This is a genomic window from Pseudoalteromonas sp. SA25, from assembly GCF_011378705.1.
GTDB classification, from domain to species: Bacteria; Pseudomonadota; Gammaproteobacteria; order Enterobacterales; family Alteromonadaceae; genus Pseudoalteromonas; species Pseudoalteromonas arctica.
Genome location: NZ_WTKV01000001.1, coordinates 209,963 through 231,980, shown reverse-complemented (window position 1 = coordinate 231,980; position 22,018 = coordinate 209,963). Strand labels below are relative to the sequence as shown.

18 protein-coding genes are annotated in these 22,018 nt (G+C 38.5%); 12 read left to right on the top strand and 6 right to left on the bottom strand.

From position 1 onward, the window contains the following. Nucleotides 1-145 precede the first annotated feature (145 nt). The 5 genes from pntB to GQR45_RS01080 form a co-directional block, all read right to left on the bottom strand. Entirely contained in the window at nt 146-1,540 is a 1,395-nt protein-coding gene (gene pntB / locus GQR45_RS01100; RefSeq protein WP_165724909.1) for a Re/Si-specific NAD(P)(+) transhydrogenase subunit beta, read from the bottom strand. Between the two features lie 10 nt (nt 1,541-1,550). Then, nucleotides 1,551-3,089 carry a Re/Si-specific NAD(P)(+) transhydrogenase subunit alpha gene (locus GQR45_RS01095; protein WP_165724864.1) on the bottom strand — a complete coding sequence of 513 codons (1,539 nt, stop codon included), beginning with the start codon at nt 3,087-3,089 and terminating at the stop codon, nt 1,551-1,553. 113 nt (nt 3,090-3,202) lie between these two features. Continuing rightward, complete coding sequence (gene adhP / locus GQR45_RS01090) at nt 3,203-4,222, bottom strand: alcohol dehydrogenase AdhP (RefSeq protein WP_206008490.1); 1,020 nt, start codon at nt 4,220-4,222, stop codon at nt 3,203-3,205. Between the two features lie 225 nt (nt 4,223-4,447). Further along, nucleotides 4,448-5,230 carry an acetoin reductase gene (locus GQR45_RS01085; protein ID WP_165724862.1) on the bottom strand — a complete coding sequence of 261 codons (783 nt, stop codon included), beginning with the start codon at nt 5,228-5,230 and terminating at the stop codon, nt 4,448-4,450. A gap of 73 nt (nt 5,231-5,303) precedes the next feature. Continuing rightward, on the bottom strand, nt 5,304-6,695 hold the full coding sequence (locus tag GQR45_RS01080) for an NAD-dependent succinate-semialdehyde dehydrogenase (RefSeq protein WP_165724861.1): 1,392 nt from the start codon (nt 6,693-6,695) through the stop codon (nt 5,304-5,306). Nucleotides 6,696-7,254: 559 nt separating this feature from the next. Here GQR45_RS01080 and GQR45_RS01075 point away from each other — a divergent pair. The 3 genes from GQR45_RS01075 (at nt 7,255) to GQR45_RS01065 (ending at nt 11,903) form a co-directional block, all read left to right on the top strand. Beyond that, nucleotides 7,255-9,387 (top strand): PAS domain S-box protein, encoded by a 2,133-nt coding sequence (locus GQR45_RS01075; protein WP_240920092.1) that lies wholly within the window; start codon nt 7,255-7,257, stop codon nt 9,385-9,387. Then, nucleotides 9,384-9,998: a response regulator gene (locus GQR45_RS01070; protein WP_165724859.1), complete on the top strand. Its 615-nt coding sequence runs from the start codon at nt 9,384-9,386 to the stop codon at nt 9,996-9,998. Before GQR45_RS01075 ends, GQR45_RS01070 begins: the two co-directional genes overlap by 4 nt. A gap of 228 nt (nt 9,999-10,226) precedes the next feature. After that, complete coding sequence (locus tag GQR45_RS01065; RefSeq protein ID WP_240920089.1) at nt 10,227-11,903, top strand: EAL domain-containing protein; 1,677 nt, start codon at nt 10,227-10,229, stop codon at nt 11,901-11,903. Here the strand turns inward: GQR45_RS01065 and GQR45_RS01060 are convergent. Further along, nucleotides 11,900-12,808 carry a pyridoxal-phosphate dependent enzyme gene (locus tag GQR45_RS01060; RefSeq protein WP_165724858.1) on the bottom strand — a complete coding sequence of 303 codons (909 nt, stop codon included), beginning with the start codon at nt 12,806-12,808 and terminating at the stop codon, nt 11,900-11,902. The genes GQR45_RS01065 and GQR45_RS01060 overlap by 4 nt on opposite strands. 77 nt (nt 12,809-12,885) lie before the next feature. On the opposite strand from GQR45_RS01060, the gene GQR45_RS01055 reads away from it, so the two are divergent. From GQR45_RS01055 to GQR45_RS01015, 9 genes are read left to right on the top strand one after another with little or no spacing between them, the layout of a single operon-like run. Then, a complete protein-coding gene (locus GQR45_RS01055; protein WP_165724857.1) occupies nt 12,886-13,809 on the top strand; it encodes an MSHA biogenesis protein MshI in 924 nt (307 codons plus the stop codon). Next, nucleotides 13,806-14,405, top strand: a complete 600-nt coding sequence (locus tag GQR45_RS01050) for a PilN domain-containing protein (protein ID WP_240920087.1) — start codon at nt 13,806-13,808, stop codon at nt 14,403-14,405. The genes GQR45_RS01055 and GQR45_RS01050 overlap by 4 nt, the downstream gene beginning before the upstream one ends. Further along, a complete protein-coding gene (locus GQR45_RS01045) occupies nt 14,402-15,097 on the top strand; it encodes an agglutinin biogenesis protein MshJ (RefSeq protein ID WP_165724856.1) in 696 nt (231 codons plus the stop codon). Before GQR45_RS01050 ends, GQR45_RS01045 begins: the two co-directional genes overlap by 4 nt. Beyond that, nucleotides 15,075-15,401, top strand: a complete 327-nt coding sequence (locus GQR45_RS01040; RefSeq protein WP_165724855.1) for an agglutinin biogenesis protein MshK — start codon at nt 15,075-15,077, stop codon at nt 15,399-15,401. Before GQR45_RS01045 ends, GQR45_RS01040 begins: the two co-directional genes overlap by 23 nt. Then, nucleotides 15,379-17,043 carry a pilus (MSHA type) biogenesis protein MshL gene (gene mshL / locus GQR45_RS01035; RefSeq protein ID WP_240920086.1) on the top strand — a complete coding sequence of 555 codons (1,665 nt, stop codon included), beginning with the start codon at nt 15,379-15,381 and terminating at the stop codon, nt 17,041-17,043. The genes GQR45_RS01040 and mshL overlap by 23 nt, the downstream gene beginning before the upstream one ends. Before the next feature lie 2 nt (nt 17,044-17,045). Further along, nucleotides 17,046-17,948: an AAA family ATPase gene (locus GQR45_RS01030; protein WP_165724854.1), complete on the top strand. Its 903-nt coding sequence runs from the start codon at nt 17,046-17,048 to the stop codon at nt 17,946-17,948. Beyond that, the gene (locus tag GQR45_RS01025) at nt 17,945-19,087 is read left to right on the top strand and encodes a tetratricopeptide repeat protein (protein WP_165724853.1); all 1,143 of its coding nucleotides are present in this window, start codon (nt 17,945-17,947) and stop codon (nt 19,085-19,087) included. The genes GQR45_RS01030 and GQR45_RS01025 overlap by 4 nt, the downstream gene beginning before the upstream one ends. Next, nucleotides 19,084-20,811, top strand: a complete 1,728-nt coding sequence (locus GQR45_RS01020) for a GspE/PulE family protein (RefSeq protein WP_165724852.1) — start codon at nt 19,084-19,086, stop codon at nt 20,809-20,811. The genes GQR45_RS01025 and GQR45_RS01020 overlap by 4 nt, the downstream gene beginning before the upstream one ends. Further along, complete coding sequence (locus GQR45_RS01015; RefSeq protein ID WP_101217855.1) at nt 20,798-22,018, top strand: type II secretion system F family protein; 1,221 nt, start codon at nt 20,798-20,800, stop codon at nt 22,016-22,018. Before GQR45_RS01020 ends, GQR45_RS01015 begins: the two co-directional genes overlap by 14 nt.

The following is a 22,018-nucleotide window of genomic DNA, read 5'->3' as shown; positions in this document are numbered from 1 at the left end:
CTTAAAATAGAATTTGACTCAAAGGTTTAATAGGTAGTTTAACTAGTTATAATCACGGCAATTAAGCGGAGCTCAAAAATATAAAATTTAAGTAATGCAAAAATAACAAAGCCATGGAATCCTCCACGGCTTTACAACGTTACTTTTATAGTGCAGCAACAACTTCGACTAACGTGTCTTTGGCATCTCCAAATAACATTTGTGTGTTTTCTTTAAAGAATAAGGGGTTTTGCACGCCTGCATAGCCTGTCGCCATACTGCGTTTTAAAACAATGGATGTTTTACCATGCCAACACTCAAGTACAGGCATTCCTGCAATAGGGCTGTTTGGTTCCTCAAGTGCCAATGGATTGACAATATCGTTCGCACCAATAACAAGTGAAACATCAACTTGTGAAAAATCGTCGTTTACTTCATCCATTTCAAAAACAATGTCGTAAGGAACTTTAGCTTCAGCTAATAACACATTCATTTGTCCAGGCATTCGCCCTGCAACAGGGTGTATTGCAAAGCGCACGTTAATGTCTTTTTCACGTAATTTACTTGTGAGTTCAGAGACTATTTGCTGTGCTTTTGCAACGGCCATCCCGTACCCCGGAATAATCATTACTTCTTTTGCACTCATAAGTAGTGCAGCTGTTTCGGTTGCACTTATGGTAAGCACTTCACCTTGATCTTGAACCTCTCCAGATGAGGCTTTTACATTGCCACCACCAAAGCCGCCGGCAATGACAGATAAAAAATTTCGATTCATAGCTTTGCACATTATGTAGCTTAAAATAGCTCCGCTTGAACCTACTAATGCGCCAATGACAATAAGTAAGTCGTTATTTAGCATAAAGCCTGTCGCGGCAGCGGCCCAGCCTGAGTAACTATTAAGCATAGATATAACAACGGGCATATCGGCACCGCCAATTGCCATAACCATATGAACACCAAAAACTAAAGCAAGCGCTATCATAATAACCAGTGGCAACACGCCACTCCCTACAGCCGATTGCACAACAAATTGCTGCCCAAGCCAGGTAACAGAAAATAATAATAAAAGGTTGAATATATGCCGCCCTGGTAGTGTTAAAGGCTTGCTGCCTATTCGACCAGATAATTTACCAAAAGCGGTAATTGAACCTGAAAATGTAATAGCGCCAATTAAAACTCCTACATAGGTTTCAATATCATGAATAGTTAAATCAATACCCGAAAAGTGGCTGGAAGCGTCAGCAAAATTAGCATAGCCAACCATTATAGCCGCGAGCCCAACAAGGCTGTGCAAAATAGCAATCAGCTCTGGGATCTCAGTCATTTGCACGCGTTTTGCTACAAGTAGGCCAATACTGCCACCCACTAATAATGCAATCATCAATTCAATATAGTTATTGGTAACAACGCCCAAAACAGTCGCAAAAAGCGCAATAACCATGCCTGAAATACCATACCAATTACCTTTACGGGCAGTTTCTTGGTTGGATAGGCCGTTTAAAGCCAAAATAAAAAGAACCATCGCAGCAATATATGCCACGGTTACAATACCAGTACTGATCATGACAACCTCACTTACGGAACATTTTGAGCATGCGATGTGTTACAGCAAAGCCGCCAACAATATTAATACTCGCAATTAACACGGTAAAAACGGCAAACCATTTAATGGTGTCGTCTGTTGAGCTTATTTGAATTAAAGCACCGATAACAATAATGCTTGAAATGGCATTGGTTACACTCATTAAAGGCGTATGCAGCGCAGGCGATACACTCCAAATAACCATATAACCTACAAAGCAGGCTAAAACAAAAACGGTAAAATGAGACATAAAATCAGCGGGTGCAACGCCACCAAGACCAAGCAGTGCTAATGCACCGATAGCAGCGCCAATAATAGGTCCAAATACCGATTTCTTCTTCTCAACAATAGTGGGGGTAGAAATTGGTGTTGCGGCTACCTTTTTAGGGGTTGCAGATAGTGTGGGCGCTGGTGGCGGCCAGGTTGTTTTTCCTTCTGTGCATATGGTTGCACCTAATACAACGTCGTTTGTCATATCAACAAAGAGCTCGCCGTTTTTTTCTGGGGTCATTTCGGCTAACAGGTTGTATAAGTTATTACTGTATAATTGGCTCGATTGCGTAGCTAGGCGACTTGGTAAATCGGTGTAACCAATGATCGACACACCATGACACACGGCAACCTTTCCCGGGACTGTTAGTTCACAGTTTCCGCCTTGTTCAGCAGCGAGGTCGACTATTACGCTGCCGCTGTTCATTGATGCAACCATCTCGCTGGTGATCAACTTAGGCGCTGGTTTTCCGGGTATGAGCGCGGTAGTAACAATTATATCAACGTCTTTAGCTTGCGCTGCAAACAATGCCATTTCGGCTTCGATAAATTCATCGCTCATTACTTTAGCGTAACCGCCTTCGCCTGAGCCGTCTTCATCTTTAAAGTCGAGCATTAAAAACTCAGCGTCCATGCTTTCAATTTGCTCTTTTACTTCAGCGCGCGTGTCAAATGAGCGAACAATTGCGCCCATACTTTTTGCTGATCCTATTGCGGCCAAACCTGCAACACCTGCGCCTATTACAAGTACCTTGGCGGGAGCAACTCTTCCTGCCGCTGTAATTTGTCCGGTAAAAAAGCGACCAAAATGTTGGGCTGCTTCTACAATTGCACGATAGCCAGATATATTAGCCATTGAGCTTCGGGCATCCATTTTTTGTGCCCGAGAAATACGAGGAATGCTATCTATTGCAATGGCGGTGATGCCGCGTTGAGTTAAATCTTTTAGCATCTCTGGATTTTGTGCAGGCCATAAAAAACAGATTAATGTTTGTCCACTTTTTAGTAATGTATTTTCATCACCTTCAGGTGCTTGTACTTTGAGCACAATATCAGATTGTGCCCATATATCTTGTGCTGAGTTAACTACTTCACAACCTGCTGCGATATACGCATCATCTGTGTAATTAGCCGCCATACCTGCACCCGCTTCAATGGCGACATTAAAACCAAGTTTTATTAATTTACTTACAGCATCAGGGGTTGTTGCGACTCGGCGCTCACCTGTGCGAATTTCTTTTGGAACACCGATTTTCATTTTATACCTCAGATTTTAATGCCAAGAGTAGAGATTAGTGTTTTAGGGCGTGGAATCAGTAATACGGTGGTGGTTGTTGCTTATTGGCACGTGTCCACCGTATTTATTGCTATCTAAAGTGTAAAATCAATAACTACGCGAGAAGGGACCTTGCCATTTTTGAGCCTTTCAAAAATGTTATTGATAGCGCTCAAAGGCTGTAATTCAATATCAGCTTTAACTTTGCCTTGTGCTGCAAAAGCCAATGCCTCGGCCATATCTTTGCGATTACCAACGAACGATCCTTTTATAGTGATACAATTTGCTACTACATCAAATAGCGGCGTCGGAAACTCGCCTGGCGGTAAGCCAACTAAAACACATGTACCGTGTTTGCGGGTCATGTTAACCCCTTGCTCAAATGCAGGCAGTGAAGGCGCTGTAATAAGCACGCCATGCGCACCACCTTGCGTTATTTCTTTGACTGTATCAGCGGCATTCGCTTTTTTTGCATTAACAACCACATCTGCGCCCAATGAGGTGGCATGTTCAAGTTTTGTATCATCAATATCAACGGCACAGACTTTAAGACCCATAGCTTTGGCATACTGAATTGCTAAATGACCAAGCCCTCCACAGCCTGAAATTGCTACCCACTCACCTGGTTTAGCATCGGTTTCTTTAATACCTTTGTACGTTGTAATGCCAGCACAAATTATAGGAGCTGCTTGTACTGCTGATAAACCATCAGGAATATGCGCTACGTAATTAGGGTCAGCGATAATATATTCGGCAAAGCCGCCATTTTTAGTATAACCACCAAACTCAGCATCAGGGCAAACGGGTTCATAGGCACTTAAGCAAAACTCACAGTGTCCACAAGCAGAATAAAGCCACGGAACACCGACCCTATCGCCTACTTTTACGCTTGTAACACCTTCACCAATTTTGGTAACTAGCCCAATGCCTTCATGACCAGGAGTAAACGGTGGAGTTGGTTTTAATGGCCAATCACCGTTTGCTGCATGTAAATCTGTGTGGCATACACCGCAGGCTTCTGTTTTAACTAATATTTGCCCTGCATTAGGTGATGGAATATCTAAATCACGTAGAACTAAAGGTTTACCAAATTGCTCTACAACGGCTGCTTTCATTTTTTGGTTCATAATTTTTCCTATAATATTAAAAAGCTAGAGACAGCGCCTTTAAAAAGGCGCGTCAATATCAACAACATTAAATGTTAAGTCGGCTACATCTTTTGCACGAAGTAATATAGAGAACAGCTCCCCATCTCACTGACTACAGGGTGATGTAGCTTGCATTTCATTCACTTGCTGCCGTAAGCCAATTTTCCTTAATCGAACACCTTGTCCGCGACCTTATCGGTAGACGATACCACCATCAGTAATGATTGCCTGGCCAGTTATGTAGTCTGAGTCTGGGCTTGCGAGATACGAAACTAGGCTTGCAACATCGTCAGGTGTTTCTGAACGGCCTAGCGCAATGCCATCCACGAACTTCTTGTAGGTTTCACCAACAGCAGCCCCCGTAACTTCTGAAAAGCGTTTATCAATTGTTACCCACATATCAGTACCCACAATCCCAGGACAATAGGCGTTTACGGTGATACCATCGCTGGCATACTCTTTCGCAGATACTTGTGTTAAAGCTCGGATTGCAAATTTTGTTGCAGAATAAACACCTAACATAGCAAAACCATCATGTCCGGCTATCGATGAAGCATTAATGATCTTTCCTGAATGTCCTAGAGCTTTGAACTTAGCTGCTGCTGCCTGAATTCCCCATAGCACACCTTCAATGTTTATTTTTAAGATACGCGAGACTTCTTCAGGTTCTACATCGGCAATAGGGTTAACCTGTGCGATACCTGCGTTGTTAACCATGACATCAAATCCACCTAGTGTATTTTGAGTATGTTCAACGGCAGCATATACTTCATCGCGGTTACTTACGTCAGCTTTAAACGTCGTTACTTTACGACCAAGATTTTCAATTTCTGAAGCGACTGCTGCCATTTTTTCTTCGTTAATATCAACGATTGCAATATCAGCCCCATCGCTTGCAAGCCGTAATGCAATACCGCGTCCAATACCCTGACCAGCTCCAGTAACAAGTGCTACTTTGTCATTTATATTTTTCATAAAAATGTCCTCTAAACTTGAATTTATAGATATTTATATAAATAATTTTTCTGTATGCTATTTAACAGCGCCTTTAAAAAGGCGCGTCAATATCAACAACATCAATAAGTTTATGATTCACAAATTCTTTAATCCCTAGGCCAATTAACTCACGACCAAAACCAGAGCGGCGTACGCCACCAAATGGTAGGTCTGCTTTAACCATTGTTGGATGATTGACAAAGATCATGCCGGTAGATATTTGCTTAGCGACTTCTAAGCCATGTTCAGGATTTGAAGTAAATACTGATCCACCTAAGCCAAATGGAGAGTCATTTGCAATTTTAATTGCGTCATCTTCATTTTTTGCACGAAATAACATAGACACAGGACCAAAGAATTCCCAGTTGCGAGCCGGATTATCTTCGCTAATATTCGTTAAAATAGTGGGTTGTACAAAGGCGCCTTGACTAGGTACTTTAGGGCCCACTTCAGTGGCAGTTGCACCAAGCTTGATCGCTTCGTTAATTTTAACTTTTAGTTCATCAGCTGCACCTTGTGATGACAATGGTGCCAAAGTAGTAGTTGGATCTAGTGGATCGCCTGCTTGCAACTTAGCAACACCAGCAGTATAAAGTTCAACAAACTCATCATAAACTTCATCTTCGATGATCATTCGTTTAGACGATACGCATACTTGTCCACCGTTCCAATGACGACCAAATACAGCCCAATTAACCGTTTTTTCCATTTCAGCATCAGCAAGTACAACAAATGCGTCTGCACCACCAAGCTCTAATGTAGACTTTTTAAGTGCTTTACCAGCGGTAGAAGCAACGATTGCACCAGCGCTTTCAGAACCGGTAAGTGCAACACCACGAACTAATGGATGAGAAATGATCATTTCTGTTTGGGAATGTGCGGCGTATAGGTTTTTAAAAGCGCCTTTAGGTAGGCCAGCTTCGATCATGAGAGCTTCAAATGCTGCTGCACATTGTGGAACAATCCCAGCGTGCTTGAGTAACATCGTATTGCCCGCTGATAATTGTGGCGCAATGATACGAGCAACCTGGTAATACGGGAAATTCCATGGTTCAACAGCAAGTAGTACACCAAGCGGTTCGTGTACAACAACTGCTTCACCTTCAGCAGGTTCTGCTACGGGTAAATTTGTAGGTGCAAGAAGTTTTTCAGCGTTGTTAGCGTAGTACTCTAAAATAGCGGCTGATAATTCTACTTCGGCTTTTGCTTCTGATGTTATTTTTCCCATTTCTAGGGTTAATAAATTAGCGTATTTAATAACATTTTTGCGTAATAAGTCGGCCGCTTTTTGCATTATTTTTGCGCGTGAAGAAAAAGATGTTCGCTTCCAAGATTGGAATACCGAATCGGCATTTTCTATTGCTTGAGTGATTTCAGCATCAGTAGCATCAGGAAAGGTTTTTACAACCTCACCTGTATATGGATTTGTTGTTGCGTAAGCCATGATAGTACCCTCAATTAAACTAAATAAGATTGTTAACACTTTCATTTTTAATGAATAACGCCGAGAAACTGCGTATGTAACTATCCTAGAGTAAGTATTGAAGTGAAACTATTGGTGATGTTACGTAAAAACATGTGGAAAACCACAGCTTGAAAAGTTAAGTAATTGACTCAATAGAGCTAATTTTATTGTTTAGTTACCTCTTGACGCAAGTGTAAGCGAGGAGGATTATTAAGCAAGGAAGTGCGAGATAAGTAAGTTTACTCGTTATTAATCAACTAGGCGTTAGTGTAAATTCACTATGAACTACAGCGATAAAGAAGCAAAGCTATTTTCCTCATCCCAATTAGCCATTTTATGGTATGCAATAATACTTGGTATGCTGGTTACGTGCTTAATGATTATTATAGTCTTCCATATAGATTCTCAAGAGCGAACATATATTGAACGCATAACCCAAGACACCGCTGAAGGCATTAAAACACTACTTAAAAACGATTTAGAAAAGCGAATAACATCGCTTTCAGAGCAATCTAAACTATCGGTTATTTCAAGTGGTATGTCGCAAAGTGATTGGGATGCGATTAGTAAAAATTTTTATGGTACACAATATGGTTATCAAGCTATTGGCTGGATTGACAACACCTTTCATGTTCGAAAAAGAATACCAAAGCACAATAATGAAGTGACTATCGATTTTAATTTAGCGTTAAACCCACCTGCCTTATTAACAGCAATAAAAGCAAAAGATACACAGCAAAGGGCAGTCATAATGCCTTTGGCGTTTATTCATGGAGATGAAGGGATTGGAATACATATCCCAATTTTTAACGCCAATACAAGAGGCAATAAATTAGATGGTTTTATCTCAGGTGTATTGCTGTTTAAACCTTATATTAAGTCTGTTGTGCCTGATTTTTTACTCAACGAGTATTATTTCACACTGTTTATTGATGGGCATAAAGTGTACTCAGATCAAAGCAACCAACCCGCTATTGCATATGCCTGGAGTAAAAGCTCATCTTATTATTTGCAAGGTCATGAATGGGAAATAAACGTATCGCCCAACGATGAGTTTTTATATATTGCTCACTATAAAGTAATGAGAATTTTAATTGCACTGGGCCTTTTTATCACTTTAATAATTGTATTGGCTGCTTACACCTATTTATTTGCACGTAGTAAACTAAAAGATGAACGTTATAAAATTGAACACTTGTTAAAAAACCTTCCAGGTATGGCGTATCACTCATCTAACACTATAAACAGGCCAATGATACTTGTTAGTGATGGGTGTGAAAATTTAACTGGTTACTCTCGGGCTGAGTTTAAAAAAAATAGAATGCTGTGGAGAAAAATAATACATGAGGATGATTTTAAACGGGTAGAGAAGTCACTTAACGAAGCTTTTAAAGTAAACAGCCCCTTTGAACTTGAATATAGGATCATCACTAAAAATAGCGATATTAAATTAGTATGGGAAAAAGGAGGCCCAGTTAGTTCTATTTTTAATGGCGAAATAATCATTGAAGGGTTTATCAATGATATTACTTCTATTAAGGAGGCTGAGGCTGATTTAATTAGTAGTTATGCCTTCTCTGATGCGGTAGTAAATTCAGTAGTTGAAGCGGTTATTACAATTGACCAGCATGGGCTTATTCAAAGCTTTAATTTTGCTGCACAAGTTATGTTTGGTTATAGCGCTGATGAAGTGAAAAATAAAAACATAACAATACTAATGCCTACACCTTTTTGTGATCAGCACGATCAACATTTAGCTCAATACTTAAAAACAAAGCAAACGCATATTATTGGTGTAGGTCGAGAGCTTATTGCTAAACGCAGAGATGGCACGCAGTTTCCAATTCATTTATCGGTAAGTGAAATACAAAACCATGAAAATACGATGTTTGTTGGTTTAATTCGAGATATCACAAAACAACGGGCTTCTGAAGAACAAGCTCGGCTTCATACTGAACAATTAGCTCATGCCGAAAGGGTAAATGCATTAGGAGAAATGGCAGCAGGAATTGCACATGAGATAAACCAGCCTCTGACTGCAATTTCACTTTTTTCTCAGACAGCTAAAAATTTTTGTGAGAAAGGAAAGTTTGAAAAGCTCCCCTCAATATTTGAAAAACTAAGTTTGCACTCTCGTCGAGCGGGAGCCGTTATTGAGCGTATGCAGTTAATGACCAAAAAAGGGCAGCGCTCAAAAGAAGTCATCGATTGTATATTTATGATAAAAGAAGTAATAAATCTTGCTGAGTCAGAAGCACGGCTTCGCAATATAACTATACGAATGACAGCATGTGATGAGGCTGTTGATGTATTTGTTGATCGAGTTCAAATAGAGCAGGTTATTCTTAATTTGTTGCGCAATGGTATGGAAGCTATGCAGTTAAATACTTGTGATAATGGTTCAAAAATAGAGCTTGAAATAAAACTAAATGAAGATAAAAATGTTGAAATATCAGTGACCGATACAGGGGCAGGATTGGCCCAAGAAATGAGAGAAAGATTATTTAAACCATTTTCGTCAACCAAAGAAAATGGCACAGGTATTGGCCTATCAATATCAAAAAGTATTATTGAAGAGCATGGCGGTCATATTAATTTTTGTGATAATAAACCAACAGGGGCCATTTTTATGTTTACTCTGCCAATTTATGAAAAAAGGAGTCGCGAATGAGTGATAAGCAAAGCGTGTTTATAATTGATGACGATGAAGGTGTGCGTGAAGGGCTTGCAATATTATTAGACTCCATTGGAATAGATGCACAGAGTTTTAGCTCAGGGTCTGCATTTTTAGATGTATATAATGAGAATATGACCGGTTGCTTAGTGCTGGATATACGTATGCCTAAAATGAGCGGCTTGGAAGTGCAGCAAAAACTTAAAAATTTAAACTGCTCACTACCTATTATATTTATTACCGGACATGGTGATATTCCAATGGCAGTAGAGGCTATGCGTTTAGGCGCAATTGATTTTATTAGAAAGCCATTTGATGAGCAGCATTTGATTGATCGCATTAACGAAGCATTGATATTTAATGAGAGCCAACATGAAAAATTACTCGATAAACACAAAAATAAAATTAATGTAGAGTCGCTATCGAGCCGAGAGCGAGAAGTATTTGAGCGAGTGACGGATGGTGCAATGAACAAAGTAATTGCATGCGATTTAAATATTAGTGAACGTACCGTTGAGGTTCATCGCTCCCATGTAATGAGCAAATTGGGTGCTAAAACACTTGCTCATTTAGTGCGAAGTAAAATTATGTATGAGCAATTAAATTAATTATCAGTCCATCTATTTAATAATGCTGAAATGACACAGACTTTTAAACAGCCCCCATGTGGGCCTTTATCTAATATCTAATATCTAACTAATTTAAACTATTATGTCTCGTTTATCAGAGTGTTTTTTGTTTAGCGCTATTAATAAACGTTTAAACTTAGTTTACAGCCTTGTACTTCTATAGATATTGAACAACACTTTAGTTAATAATTTAACGGGTGGCAGGCTATGCAAAAGAGTAAACTCTGGCTTTTCAAGTACTTCAAAGGTATCTCTTTTGTCTTATTTTTAATGATGCTTATTAGTTTTAATTTCGTTTTAAATGATGCATTACATCAAAAAGTTCATGCTTCTGGGCAGCAGTTCGTTAAACACGTTTACGAGCTGAATTTATCTCCTTCTATAAACAATGAAGTGTTGGCCGCATTAGCTAAAAGTGAAGGTTTTGTGTTGGAGGTGCCAAAGCCTGCAGAGCATTTTAGGCATTTAGTGAATATAGAGCGCGAAGTTTTTTCTTACAAAACATTAAGTTTGAGCCTCTATCACTATCCTGCTTGGGTAACACAAAGTTACTTATTTATATTGCTAAACTTGATCATATTAGGCGCCGCTGGCTGGTCTTATCGTTGGTGGGGCTTATTAAATGTAAGCCGTAGAATTACACCCAAAAATACAATGATACAACCTACTAAAACTATTAAACAAAATAAAATACGATTAATTAAACAAGTAAAAAAATGCGAATTAAGTTCTTTGTATGGGGTTAATAGAGCATCACATAGCTTATTTTTACTCATTGAATGTGACTTTGATAAGAAAACCGATAAAGAAGCTATTTTTAAAGTGTTAATCACTCGAAAATTGACTGAATTTAAAGATGTGTCGGTAAAAATACTAAATTCCAGTTACTTGGCCGTCACCTTGCCACATATACCTACTCCCGAGTTAGACAGCTACGTTGAAAAGCTCCATCAGAGCGTGTTTTTACTATGCCAAAATTATCAAAAAAGTATGACTCATAAAAATATTAAAATAGGTGCGTGCGACTATCGATTAGGCGCAGATAAAATTGCGGTTTATCAGTTAGCAAAATCAGCACTTATGCTATCGCAAAACAGCTCAGTACAGCACTCTCACCGCTTAGCGTTAAATTACTGCCAAGAAAAACCACTTTCTAGTAAGCAAGTTATCGAAAATATTAAAAAGAACAAATTTATATTATTCTTCCAGCCTTTATTTAAGCTCTCTAGCGGGGAAATTTTAGAACATGAAGCTCTTATCAGAGTTAGGCATAGCCAACTTGGTTTACTAGCTGCTCGTTATTTTATTAATCAGGTTTATAGTAATCAAGACGCTTTAATATTAGATAAAGCAGTAATAACACAAGTTAAAAAGCTAATGCTGAGTGAATCTTCGGCCTTAACAGTTAGTGTAAATCTACACCCTAAAAATTGGTTTAATAATGTATTTTGGGAATGGTTACCTAGTCAAATAGCAGAGCTTAAATTAAGTGCTAAATTACAATTTGAAATAAGTGAGGCTGAGTTTTTTACTCATAGAGAATCGATAACTAATGCACTTGATGTAATTAAAAAAAACCGTTCACAAATTGTGATTGATAATGTAAAAAGTAGTGAGAAAGTAGCTGTATTAACTGATTATAACCAAGTATGCGGGCTTAAATTATCATGCGAACTAATTCATTTATTAAATGAAAAAACTCAAAATCAAAGGCAAATAAAAAAGATAGTCGAAGCCGCAAACCTTTTAAATTTACCTGTATATGCCGTTGGTGTAGAAACTCAAAAAGAGTTATTTACGCTTGCCAAATTGGGAGTGGTGGGAGCTCAAGGGTTTTACTTTTCCGAGCCATTTCAAGAGTTTACGCAAGCGGTATTTAATTAAATTAACCCTCTGTATTTAAGTCCATTTAGCCCCTGAAGCCCGCCAGTATGAACCGCAATAATTTTACTCCCAGATGGGAAATAATCTTGCTCAATAAGCTGCCACAATGCATACATCATTTTTCCGCTATAAATAGGCTCAAGCGGTAGATTATGTGTACGGCTCATATCTTGGCAAAACTGCCATAACTCAGGTGAAAACTTACCATAGCCACCACCATGAAACTCTGTGAGTAACTGCCAGTTGTTTTGATTATTAGCTTTAGCGCTCAGCTTTTTTATTTCTTCATTTAAATAATTAGCTTGTTTTAATACTGCTACACCAATCACTTGTGTTGTTGAAGCACTGCCTTCTATTAATCCAGCAAGCGTGCCACCACTACCGGTAGGGCACACTAAGTAGTTATGCTCAGGTAAGCTTTGTACTAACTCTTTACACCCTAATAAAGCATGTTCATTTGTACCACCTTCAGGAATAATATAAGCATTTGGAAAGCGCTCTTGCAGAGCATTAAGGTAATCGATGTCGTGGCGTTTTCGATATTCTATACGGTTAACAACATGTAGGTGCATACCGCATTGCTTAGCAAATTGAATAGTTGGGTTGTTGTTATCAAGTTCTGGTCCGCGAATAATTGCATGTGTTTTAATGCTAAATTCTTTTCCTGCTGCTGCGCAGGCGTGAATATGATTTGAGAACGCGCCACCAAAAGTCAGAATTTCTGTTTTATTTATCTTTTGCATATGCGCTAAATTATATTTTAACTTTCGCCATTTATTACCACTTATTAATGGATGCAGTAAATCGTCTCGTTTTACACCTAAATAAATATTTCTCTTTTTTAGAAACGTTGTATCTATTTGCTGAATATAGTTATTTTGGTTAGTTTCAAATGATTTATGCATATTTATTAGTTTTCAACTTGGCAAAGTAATTAAAATGTACGACACTTCGTTAATACATAATTAACAATAGTAGCTATATGAAAGAAAAGCTGTTTTCTTGGTTAAATCGTAGTTTAGATCCTAATACAGCTATTGGTGTTGCGACGTATGCAGATACTGTAAACGCAGTATGTTTAAAAAAACAACGCGACCAATGGATGGTGCATAGTTCACATAGTGTAAATGTATCTGAGCAAACCGATTATACCGCTGCTATTGTTGCTTGCACAAATCAAGTTTCTAACGACGTGTGTGCAGTCAATTTAGTTGTACCACACTATTTTTATCAAATAGTGCAAATGGATAAACCAAACCTTAGTGATGAAGAGATAATACAGTCACTCCCTTGGACTACAAAAGATTTAGTTGATATAGCACCTGAAAACATAGTTGCTGATTTTATCGATTATCCAATAACGTTACCGATGCAAAGTAGCAAAATGAATGTATTTATTACTAATAAGCTGCAGCTACTTCCGTTTATAGATAGTTTTGAGCAAACCAAGCCTGTTTTACGTGCAATGACCTCCGAAGAGATGATTTTAGTTACCTTGTTTGGCGCGTATAAAGAAGCGCATATGCTGATTGTGCAACATGTTAATCATGAGCCTCGAATCTTAATTATTCGTAATGGACAATTAGTATTAGCTAGACGATTAAACGGTTTTTTAGGTATTTCTGATAAAGATCAAAATCAAGAATTAGTAGAAGCGTTAGGATTAGAAATTCAGCGTTCTATGGACTTTTTTGAAAGCCAGCTCAAGCAACCGCCAATTCGCAGCATTCAGTTGCAGTGCGACGACTTATCGTCATTGACTCTTAGGGCTGGTCTTGCAGAGTTTTTACAAGTAAAGGTAGTGGATTTTGCGCCCAATTTAGAATTAGCGAAGCAATTAGAACCTAACTTTTATTATGCACTCGGTGCTGCCTATCAATTAACTGATCCGGAGTCTGTGCTATGAAAACCCGGATTAATTTTTATCAAAAAACCTTACGAGTACGGCGAGATCCAGTCCCTTTATCAGGAATGATTACGCTGTGGTTAGGTGCGCTATTAATTATTGCAATCACCTGGGCTTTTTATAGTTATAAAGCCTATTCAAGTGAGCTTGATTTAGAACAAAACAGGCAATACCTCAAGCAAGGGAAAGCCCAGCTAGAAGTTGTAAAACAGCAATTAGCAGAGAAGCAAAAGAAAACGCTCTTCATTAATGAGTTAAAAACACTTCAGCAAGAAGTTTTACATAAACAGCAAATATTTAGCTATTTAGAGCAAAGTTCGAATCAATCTGCAACCGACTATGCGCAGGTTATGCAAGATTTAGCCAAGTATCACGAGCCTAACATCTGGCTTACCCATATTAAATTTGTAGGGCAAAGTGTTACGTTTCAAGGGCAGGTATCGCAGTCAAAATTTTTACCTATGTGGTTTAATAATTTAAAGCAATCACCTTTTTTCATTGATAAAGAATTTTCAGTTTTAGAACTGTCAACAAAAGATGGTTTGAGTGAATTTAATGTGGCGACCGACCTTACTGATAAAGGCGCTAAACCATGAACAACAAAATAAATAGCCAAAGTAAAAAGAACAAAGGCTGGCCTATGTGGGCTAAGTATCAAGCGCAATTTTCATCGCTGCAAAAGCGTGAGAAGTATTCAACAGTATTTGTTGGCTTATTTGTGGTGATTTACCTTGGCTTGTGGTTTGTTATTTTTCCACAGCAAGATGAAGTTGCTCATATTCGTTCTGAACAAAATGCAGCGCTGCAGGAGTTACAGCAAATAAATGCACAGCTTTCAATGCTAAACCAAGCACTAAATCACGATTATACTAAAATTTTACGTGGTCAAATAGCACAAACAAGAAATGAACTAGAGGACATTAATAATCAGCTCAATAGTTTTAGCCAAGGTTTTATTGCTGCTAAAAATGTACCTGCTGTTTTAAAAGATTTACTCGTAGATAGTAGCGATGTGAGAGTAAGCAGTTTTAATGTAAAACCTGCGCAGGCTATAGATGTTGAAAAATTGGGTGAGCATGATACGCAAACATTATTTTTTGAGCATCAGATGGTGGTTACTTTAGAAGGTAGTTATTTTAGCTTACAAAAGTATTTAGCAGCATTAAAAAATAACCAAGAAAAATTGTTAATACAAGAGTTTAGTTATCAGGTACTAACGTACCCACAAGCTGAGCTAACTTTACAAATTGCTACAGTGAGCGCTAATGAAAAATTTATCGCATTATAATTTATGTTTTTTATTACTTTTGTTCACTTTCGCACCCAGTGCATTAGCGCAATTACGTGATCCTACTCAACCAAATATGTATGTAAATAACAACAAGAGTGTAACTCAAAACACAGAACTTAAATTGCAATCTATTATTAAAAACAGTACCGCATTTAAGGCTATTATTTCTGGCCATATTTATCGAGTGGGTGATGCTGTAGACGATTTTCGGGTGCTAAGCATAAACTCAAAAAAGGTTGTGCTAGCAAATGACGATAAACAAATAAAATTAGAATTATATGACTATGAAATTAAAAAATAATTTATCTTACCCGTGGCTTGTTCTCCTGTTATTGCCTACATTTTTAACGGCTTGCCATAGCTTTAAGCCTGGTAAAGAAGTTAAAACTCATATAGAACAAGAGCTGGCTGAAAAACCTGTGGAAGCTAAAGCGATTGCGCCTTTACAGATGCCAAGTGAGCTTACACAAAGCCTACTATCATCAATAAATAATGAGCAAACTATAAGTGATGATTTATCTATAAAGCGTTTTGATGTAGCCGCTAATGACGTTGAAATAGGCGCCTTTTTTACCGGCTTAACAGACGACACCCCTTTTAGTGTTGCTGTACATCCTGAGGTGAGTGGCACTATTAGTTTAAATCTCAAAAGTGTGACATTTAATGAAGTGATTGCGGTTATTAAACGCATGTACCCTTTAGATATAGTTAACGAAGGGCGTATTGTACAGGTGCTACCAGCTAAAATGCGTACCGAAACAATACCTGTAAATTATTTAATGATGCAACGCCATGGTCAGTCTACAGTGAGTGTTGTTGCTGGTGGGGTGAGTCAATTTGCACAAAGTGGCAGTGGTTCGAGTGGTTCAAGTTCAGGTAGTAGTAACCAGCAAAATAGTGAATTTGGCGGCGATAATCAAAGCTTAGATTTGAATGGTTCTCGTATTCAAACAATTAATAAAAATGATTTTTGGAAAGAGTTAGAGCTTGCTCTTAAGTCGTTAATTGGTGCAAGTGAAGGGCGCTATGTTGTTGCTAGCCCACAAGCAAGTTTGGTAACGGTTAATGCATTACCAAGTGAGATTAGTCAGTTAAAAGAGTTTTTGCGTCAAAGCCAAGAAAACTTACAGCGCCAGGTTATTCTTGAAGCTAAAATTATAGAAATAACCTTAAAAGATGAATACCAGCAAGGGGTTAATTGGGAAAAAATATCAAGTGGGTTAGAAGGTGGTGTATCGTTTGCAACAACCGCAGGTACAACTATTAGTAATAGTATATCGGCTGTTTTAGGCGGGTCATCGTCGTTAACAATTCAAAAAGGGGATTTTAACGGCGTTATTAACTTGCTTGAAACACAAGGTGATGTGCAAATGCTATCTAATCCTCGGGTAACCGCAACTAACAATCAAAAAGCTGTTATAAAAGTAGGACAAGATGAATACTTTGTAACGAATGTATCGAGTACAACAGTGACAGGTACTTCAACAACAACATCGCCTGAGATTGATTTAACGCCTTTCTTTTCGGGTATTGCCCTTGATGTAACACCACAGATTGATAAGTACGGCTCAGTAATTTTACATGTACACCCCTCTGTGACTGAAACCGAAGAGCAATTAAAAGTAATCACGTTAGATGATCAGCGTTTTGAGTTGCCACTAGCGCAAAGCAATATTAGAGAGTCAGATACGGTAATTCGTGCACAAAGTGGTGAGATAGTTGTTATTGGCGGTTTAATGCAAACGACAACAGAAGATGAAGAATCAAAAACACCGGTATTAGGTGACATTCCGATTTTTGGTAATTTATTTAAAAGTATACGTAAGCGCCAAGAGAAAAAAGAGCTGATTATTTTAATCAAACCAACTGTTGTTATGCCGGATACTTGGAAAAAACAGCAAGGCGAAACTCGCAGACTTTTAAATACTTGGTATGAAAATTAACTATGTATTTGCGCTTTTTCAGTTTAAGTGAAATGCCTTTCACGTTAACCCCAAATACGGAGTTTTTTTGTGCGCTTGAACCTCATCACGAAGCTATGCAGGTACTTACAACCGCAATAGAAATGGGTGAAGGGTTTATTAAAGTCACAGGTGAAGTTGGCACAGGTAAAACGCTACTTTGTAGAAAGTTATTAAACCAGCTTGAGCCAGATTACATTGTTGCTTATTTACCTAATTCTTATTTAAGTCCTGAAGAGCTTAGATGGGCCATTGCAATAGAGCTTGGTATGGATGTAGATAAAGCATTAGATCAACAAGCACTTGGGCAGCTTATAAATCATCATTTATTGGATTTACAAGAAGATAATGAGCGTGTAGTCCTTTTGATAGATGAGGCGCAATGCTTGAGTTGGGAGACTCTAGAAGCACTGCGATTATTTACAAACTTAGAGACAGAAAGTGAAAAGCTAATTCAAGTTGTGTTATTTGGGCAACCTGAACTTGATGAAAAACTAGCTAATAATAAAGTAAGACAATTACGCCAACGTATTAGTTTTTCGTATAAGTTACGGGCGATGACTGGCGCTGAGGTTGTTTATTATATTAATCATCGCTTACAAGTTGCAGGATTTAATAGGCCTCCTTTATTTAATAATAGTATGGGGCTTAAGATTGCCAGAGCAAGCCGTGGAATTCCTAGGTTAGTTAATATTTTATGTCACAAAGCACTATTACAAGCTTACGGTGAAGGGTTAAATATAATAACAAATCGCCATATTCAGCTTGCCATAAAAGATACCGAAGACTGCGCAAAATATCGAACCGGTCAATATTGGAGCTACAGCGCGTTAATGTTTAGTGTTTTAGCTATTGCTGCCATATGGGTTTGGAGGCAGTGGTTATGAGCGTTATAAATAATATGCTTAAAAATATTGAGCAACGTGAAGCTAAACAAGTGAATATTCAAGAAGGTATAAGCGTAAAGCCAATATATGATGTAAAAAACATTGTATTTAAAGCCGCAATTTTACTTATTATGCTAAGTGTCATTTTTTTAGCATACCTGTATTTACCGACCGCCGACAAAAAAGAAACTCAACGTGAGTCTGTGCTACCACAGCAAAAAATGGTCGCGGTTTTGAGCTCTAATTTATCTGATTCTCAAGATGAAAAAAGCACTGTAGAGCCTTTAGTTGAGCAAGAAGTTGTGAAGAAGGCTGTGCAAGTTGAGCAAATAAAACCAGAAGTGAATGATTTAGCTGAATCTAAGTTGAGTGAAGCAACATCACTGGTTTCTCAACCAACGGCTGAGCCGGTTGTAATTGCCGAGGTTGAACAAAGCCCTGCACTAGCTAAAGATAATGTGTTAGTGGCTAGCGAAGTTATTGTCAGCAAGCCAAAAATCACTTCAGTGACTAAAACTAAGCCACAAAATACTATGATAAAAAGCGCAGCAGAAACTAAGTCACCACAGGCTTTATTGGTCGAGCAATTAGCAGCAGCTAAACAGGCAATACAGTTTGGCTTATACAACGAAGCTATTAGTGATTTAAACATTATTTTAGCGCAATCGCCTTTACATATTGAGACCCGAAACTTACTGGCTGCAACTTACTTTAAACAACAAGATATAAATTCTGCGCAACAGGTTTTGCAATCAGGTATTCGCCAAAACCCTAACGTACTTGAATGGCGTATAATGCTAAGCAAAATACTCATTATGCAACAACAGTATGAGGGAGTATTACTGCTTTTAAGTGATGAATTTGAATCCCAGGCGAATCTTGATTTTTGGGTGCTGCAAGGTACTGCTGCGCAAAGTGCGAGTAAGCACCACAAAGCACTTGAAAGCTTTAAACATCTTACACAGCTCCAGCCTAGTCAAGCTAAGTGGTGGCTTGCACTTGCAACCTCAAAAGATGCACTGGGAGAGTACCTCGATGCTAAACAGCTTTATAAAGTAGCTCTAGATTTAGGTGGGTTAAATACCGCTATGACCCAGTATGCATTACAGCGTTTAGTTGCACTAAAGGAGGCCGTATGAGACCTAGTTTAAAAATGCGCTTAGGCGATTTACTTGTCCACGAACACATGATCACCGAAGCGCAACTAAGTGAAGCATTAAATGTTCAAGCGGCGACTGGTCGTAAATTAGGTTCCACACTTATTACCCTTGAGTTTATTAGTGAACCACAATTATTACGCTTTTTAGCGCAGCAATTACAGGTACCTTTTTTAGATATATCACAGCGAAAAATATCACACGATGTATCTAAGCTTTTATCTGAGGTATATGCGCGTCGTTACAGAGCACTAGTAATTGAAGACAATGGTGACTCTGTTTTGGTCGGGATGAGCGATCCTGCTGATTTAAGGGGGCTTGATCAACTTGCGACTATGCTTGCTCCTAAACGAATAGATTTAGCTGTTGTACAAGAAAGCCAAATCATGGCTGCATTTGATAACGTATATCGTCGTACAGATGAAATTACCAACTTTGCAGCACAACTCCATGAAGAATACCAAGATGTAGAAGAGTTTGATTTAAACTCTTTAGGTGATGAGACATCTGATGCAACCGTCGTAAAGTTACTGCAATCAATATTTGAGGATGCTGTTCAAGTTCGCGCATCTGATATTCATATTGAGCCAGATGAAGGTTTGCTTCGCATTCGTCAACGTGTAGATGGAATATTACAAGAGCACACTCTTAACCAAGTAAAAATAGCATCGGCACTAGTGCTACGTTTAAAGCTTATGTCGGGATTAGATATATCTGAAAAACGCCTCCCTCAAGATGGCCGGTTTAATATAAAAGTGCGCAGTCATAGTATTGATGTACGCCTATCTACCATGCCGGTTCAGCATGGTGAATCAGTTGTAATGCGTTTGCTTGATCAATCTGCAGGATTATTATCGTTAGATGAAACAGGCATGCCGGCACACATATTAAAACGTGTGCGCAGCATTATAAAACGCCCACATGGCATGGTTTTAGTTACTGGGCCAACAGGCTCGGGTAAAACAACCACACTTTATGGTGCATTAAGTGAGTTAAACCAACAAGAAAGTAAAATTATTACCGTAGAGGATCCCGTTGAGTATCGTATTGGACGTATTAACCAGGTACAAATAAATAATAAAATAGGGCTAAGTTTTGCCAGTATTTTACGGACCGCTCTAAGGCAAGATCCTGACATCATAATGGTTGGCGAAATGCGTGACCAAGAAACCGTAGATATTGGATTAAGGGCCGCTTTAACAGGCCACCTAGTACTATCAACGTTACATACCAATGATGCAATTACCAGCGCTATGCGCTTAATCGACATGGGTGCACCGGCTTACTTAGTCGCAAGTTCACTGCGAGCGATTATTGCTCAGCGATTAGTAAGGCGAGTATGTAATGACTGTAGAGTACCGTACTTGCCAGATCGCCAAGAAATAAGTTGGCTAAAATACTTAGGTGAAGATGTTACTGAAGCTCAATTTTCTAAAGGGCAAGGTTGCACAGCATGTAATCATAGTGGCTATAAAGGACGTGTAGGCATTTTTGAGTTACTCGAAATGGATGATGCGATGATGGATGCCTTACGAGTGAACGACACACAAGGTTTTGCGAAAGCCGCTAAAAATAGCGCAAACTTTTCGCCGCTCTCGGCTATGGCATTAAATTATGCTAAGAAAGGTATTACCTCTTTAGATGAAGTATTTAAAGTGGCTGAATATATCCCCGAAATAGTAGGGGATATTGATGCAACTATATAGCTATAAAGCGAAAGACAGCAAAGGTGTATTAGTAAAAGGCCAATTAGAAGCGAGTAACCAAGCTGGTGTAGCTGATAGTTTAATGAAGCGTCAATTTATACCAATATCAATTTCTTTAGTTGAAACAAAAAATAACATTAAAATTTTCGATAACTTATTTGTTGAAAAAATAACGCTAGACGACATGATTATGTTTTCTAGACAAATGTATTCGCTACTAAAAGCGGGTATTCCAATTATACGAGCAATGATTGGATTGGCAGATACAACACAAAATAAAGAATTTAAAAATGTATTGATGGAAGTTACCAGGCAACTTGAGCAAGGCCGGGACTTATCCAGTGCAATGGCAATTCATAACGAGGTATTTAGCCGTTTAACCGTGTCAATGGTAATGGTTGGTGAAGGTTCTGGCCGGTTAGAGGATGCTTTTTACCAGCTCGCTATTTACTTTGAAAAAGAACAGGAAACTCGCAAACGGATAAAAGCAGCGATGCGCTACCCTACTTTTGTTATTTTGGCTCTTGTAGCAGCTATGGTTATTTTAAATATTTTTGTAATTCCTACCTTTGCTAGCATGTTTGCCAAATTCGATGCCGAATTGCCGTTAATGACTCAAATATTAATTGGTACTAGCAGCTTTTTTGTTAATTACTGGTGGTTATTGTTGGTAATGGGTATTGGAGCGGTATTTGCGTGGAAGCGTTATTTAAATACAGAACCTGGACGTTTTAAGTGGGATCAATATAAATTAAAAATTCCATTTATTGGAGATATTTTAAAACGCACATTGCTTGCGCGCTACAGCCAAAGTCTAGCTATGGTATTGCGATCTGGCGTACCTATGACCACGGGGTTATCGCTAACAGCGCATGCCGTAGATAATAGCTATATGGAAAAAGCGATTATTACTATGCGCCAAGATATAGAAAAAGGCGATAGCTTACTTAGAGCCTCAAAAAGTTCTGAGCTGTTTTCTCAGCTTGTATTACAGATGGTCGCCGTAGGTGAAGAAACAGGCCGGGTTGATGAGTTACTTCAAGAAGCAGCTGATTATTATGAGCGTGAAGTTGATTACGACCTACGTAGTTTAACCGCCAAAATAGAACCTATTTTAACTGTGTTTGTTGCCATTATGGTGCTGATTTTAGCATTGGGTATTTTTATGCCGATGTGGAACATGATGTCGGCAATTAAAGGGAATTAA

Bases quoted from the DNA above. Each gene is read 5' to 3' on its own strand.
- GQR45_RS01085 (WP_165724862.1), bottom strand. From the start codon at position 5,230: ATGAAAAATATAAATGACAAAGTAGCACTTGTTACTGGAGCTGGTCAG.
- GQR45_RS01055 (WP_165724857.1), top strand. From the start codon at position 12,886: ATGAAAGAAAAGCTGTTTTCTTGGTTAAATCGTAGTTTAGATCCTAAT.
- GQR45_RS01075 (WP_240920092.1), top strand. From the start codon at position 7,255: ATGTCGCAAAGTGATTGGGATGCGATTAGTAAAAATTTTTATGGTACA.
- GQR45_RS01045 (WP_165724856.1), top strand. From the start codon at position 14,402: ATGAACAACAAAATAAATAGCCAAAGTAAAAAGAACAAAGGCTGGCCT.
- GQR45_RS01020 (WP_165724852.1), top strand. From the start codon at position 19,084: ATGAGACCTAGTTTAAAAATGCGCTTAGGCGATTTACTTGTCCACGAA.
- GQR45_RS01070 (WP_165724859.1), top strand. From the start codon at position 9,384: ATGAGTGATAAGCAAAGCGTGTTTATAATTGATGACGATGAAGGTGTG.
- GQR45_RS01030 (WP_165724854.1), top strand. From the start codon at position 17,046: ATGTATTTGCGCTTTTTCAGTTTAAGTGAAATGCCTTTCACGTTAACC.
- GQR45_RS01065 (WP_240920089.1), top strand. From the start codon at position 10,227: ATGCAAAAGAGTAAACTCTGGCTTTTCAAGTACTTCAAAGGTATCTCT.
- adhP (WP_206008490.1), bottom strand. From the start codon at position 4,222: ATGAAAGCAGCCGTTGTAGAGCAATTTGGTAAACCTTTAGTTCTACGT.
- GQR45_RS01095 (WP_165724864.1), bottom strand. From the start codon at position 3,089: ATGAAAATCGGTGTTCCAAAAGAAATTCGCACAGGTGAGCGCCGAGTC.
- GQR45_RS01015 (WP_101217855.1), top strand. From the start codon at position 20,798: ATGCAACTATATAGCTATAAAGCGAAAGACAGCAAAGGTGTATTAGTA.
- GQR45_RS01040 (WP_165724855.1), top strand. From the start codon at position 15,075: ATGAAAAATTTATCGCATTATAATTTATGTTTTTTATTACTTTTGTTC.
- GQR45_RS01025 (WP_165724853.1), top strand. From the start codon at position 17,945: ATGAGCGTTATAAATAATATGCTTAAAAATATTGAGCAACGTGAAGCT.
- GQR45_RS01080 (WP_165724861.1), bottom strand. From the start codon at position 6,695: ATGGCTTACGCAACAACAAATCCATATACAGGTGAGGTTGTAAAAACC.
- mshL (WP_240920086.1), top strand. From the start codon at position 15,379: ATGACTATGAAATTAAAAAATAATTTATCTTACCCGTGGCTTGTTCTC.
- GQR45_RS01060 (WP_165724858.1), bottom strand. From the start codon at position 12,808: ATGCATAAATCATTTGAAACTAACCAAAATAACTATATTCAGCAAATA.
- GQR45_RS01050 (WP_240920087.1), top strand. From the start codon at position 13,806: ATGAAAACCCGGATTAATTTTTATCAAAAAACCTTACGAGTACGGCGA.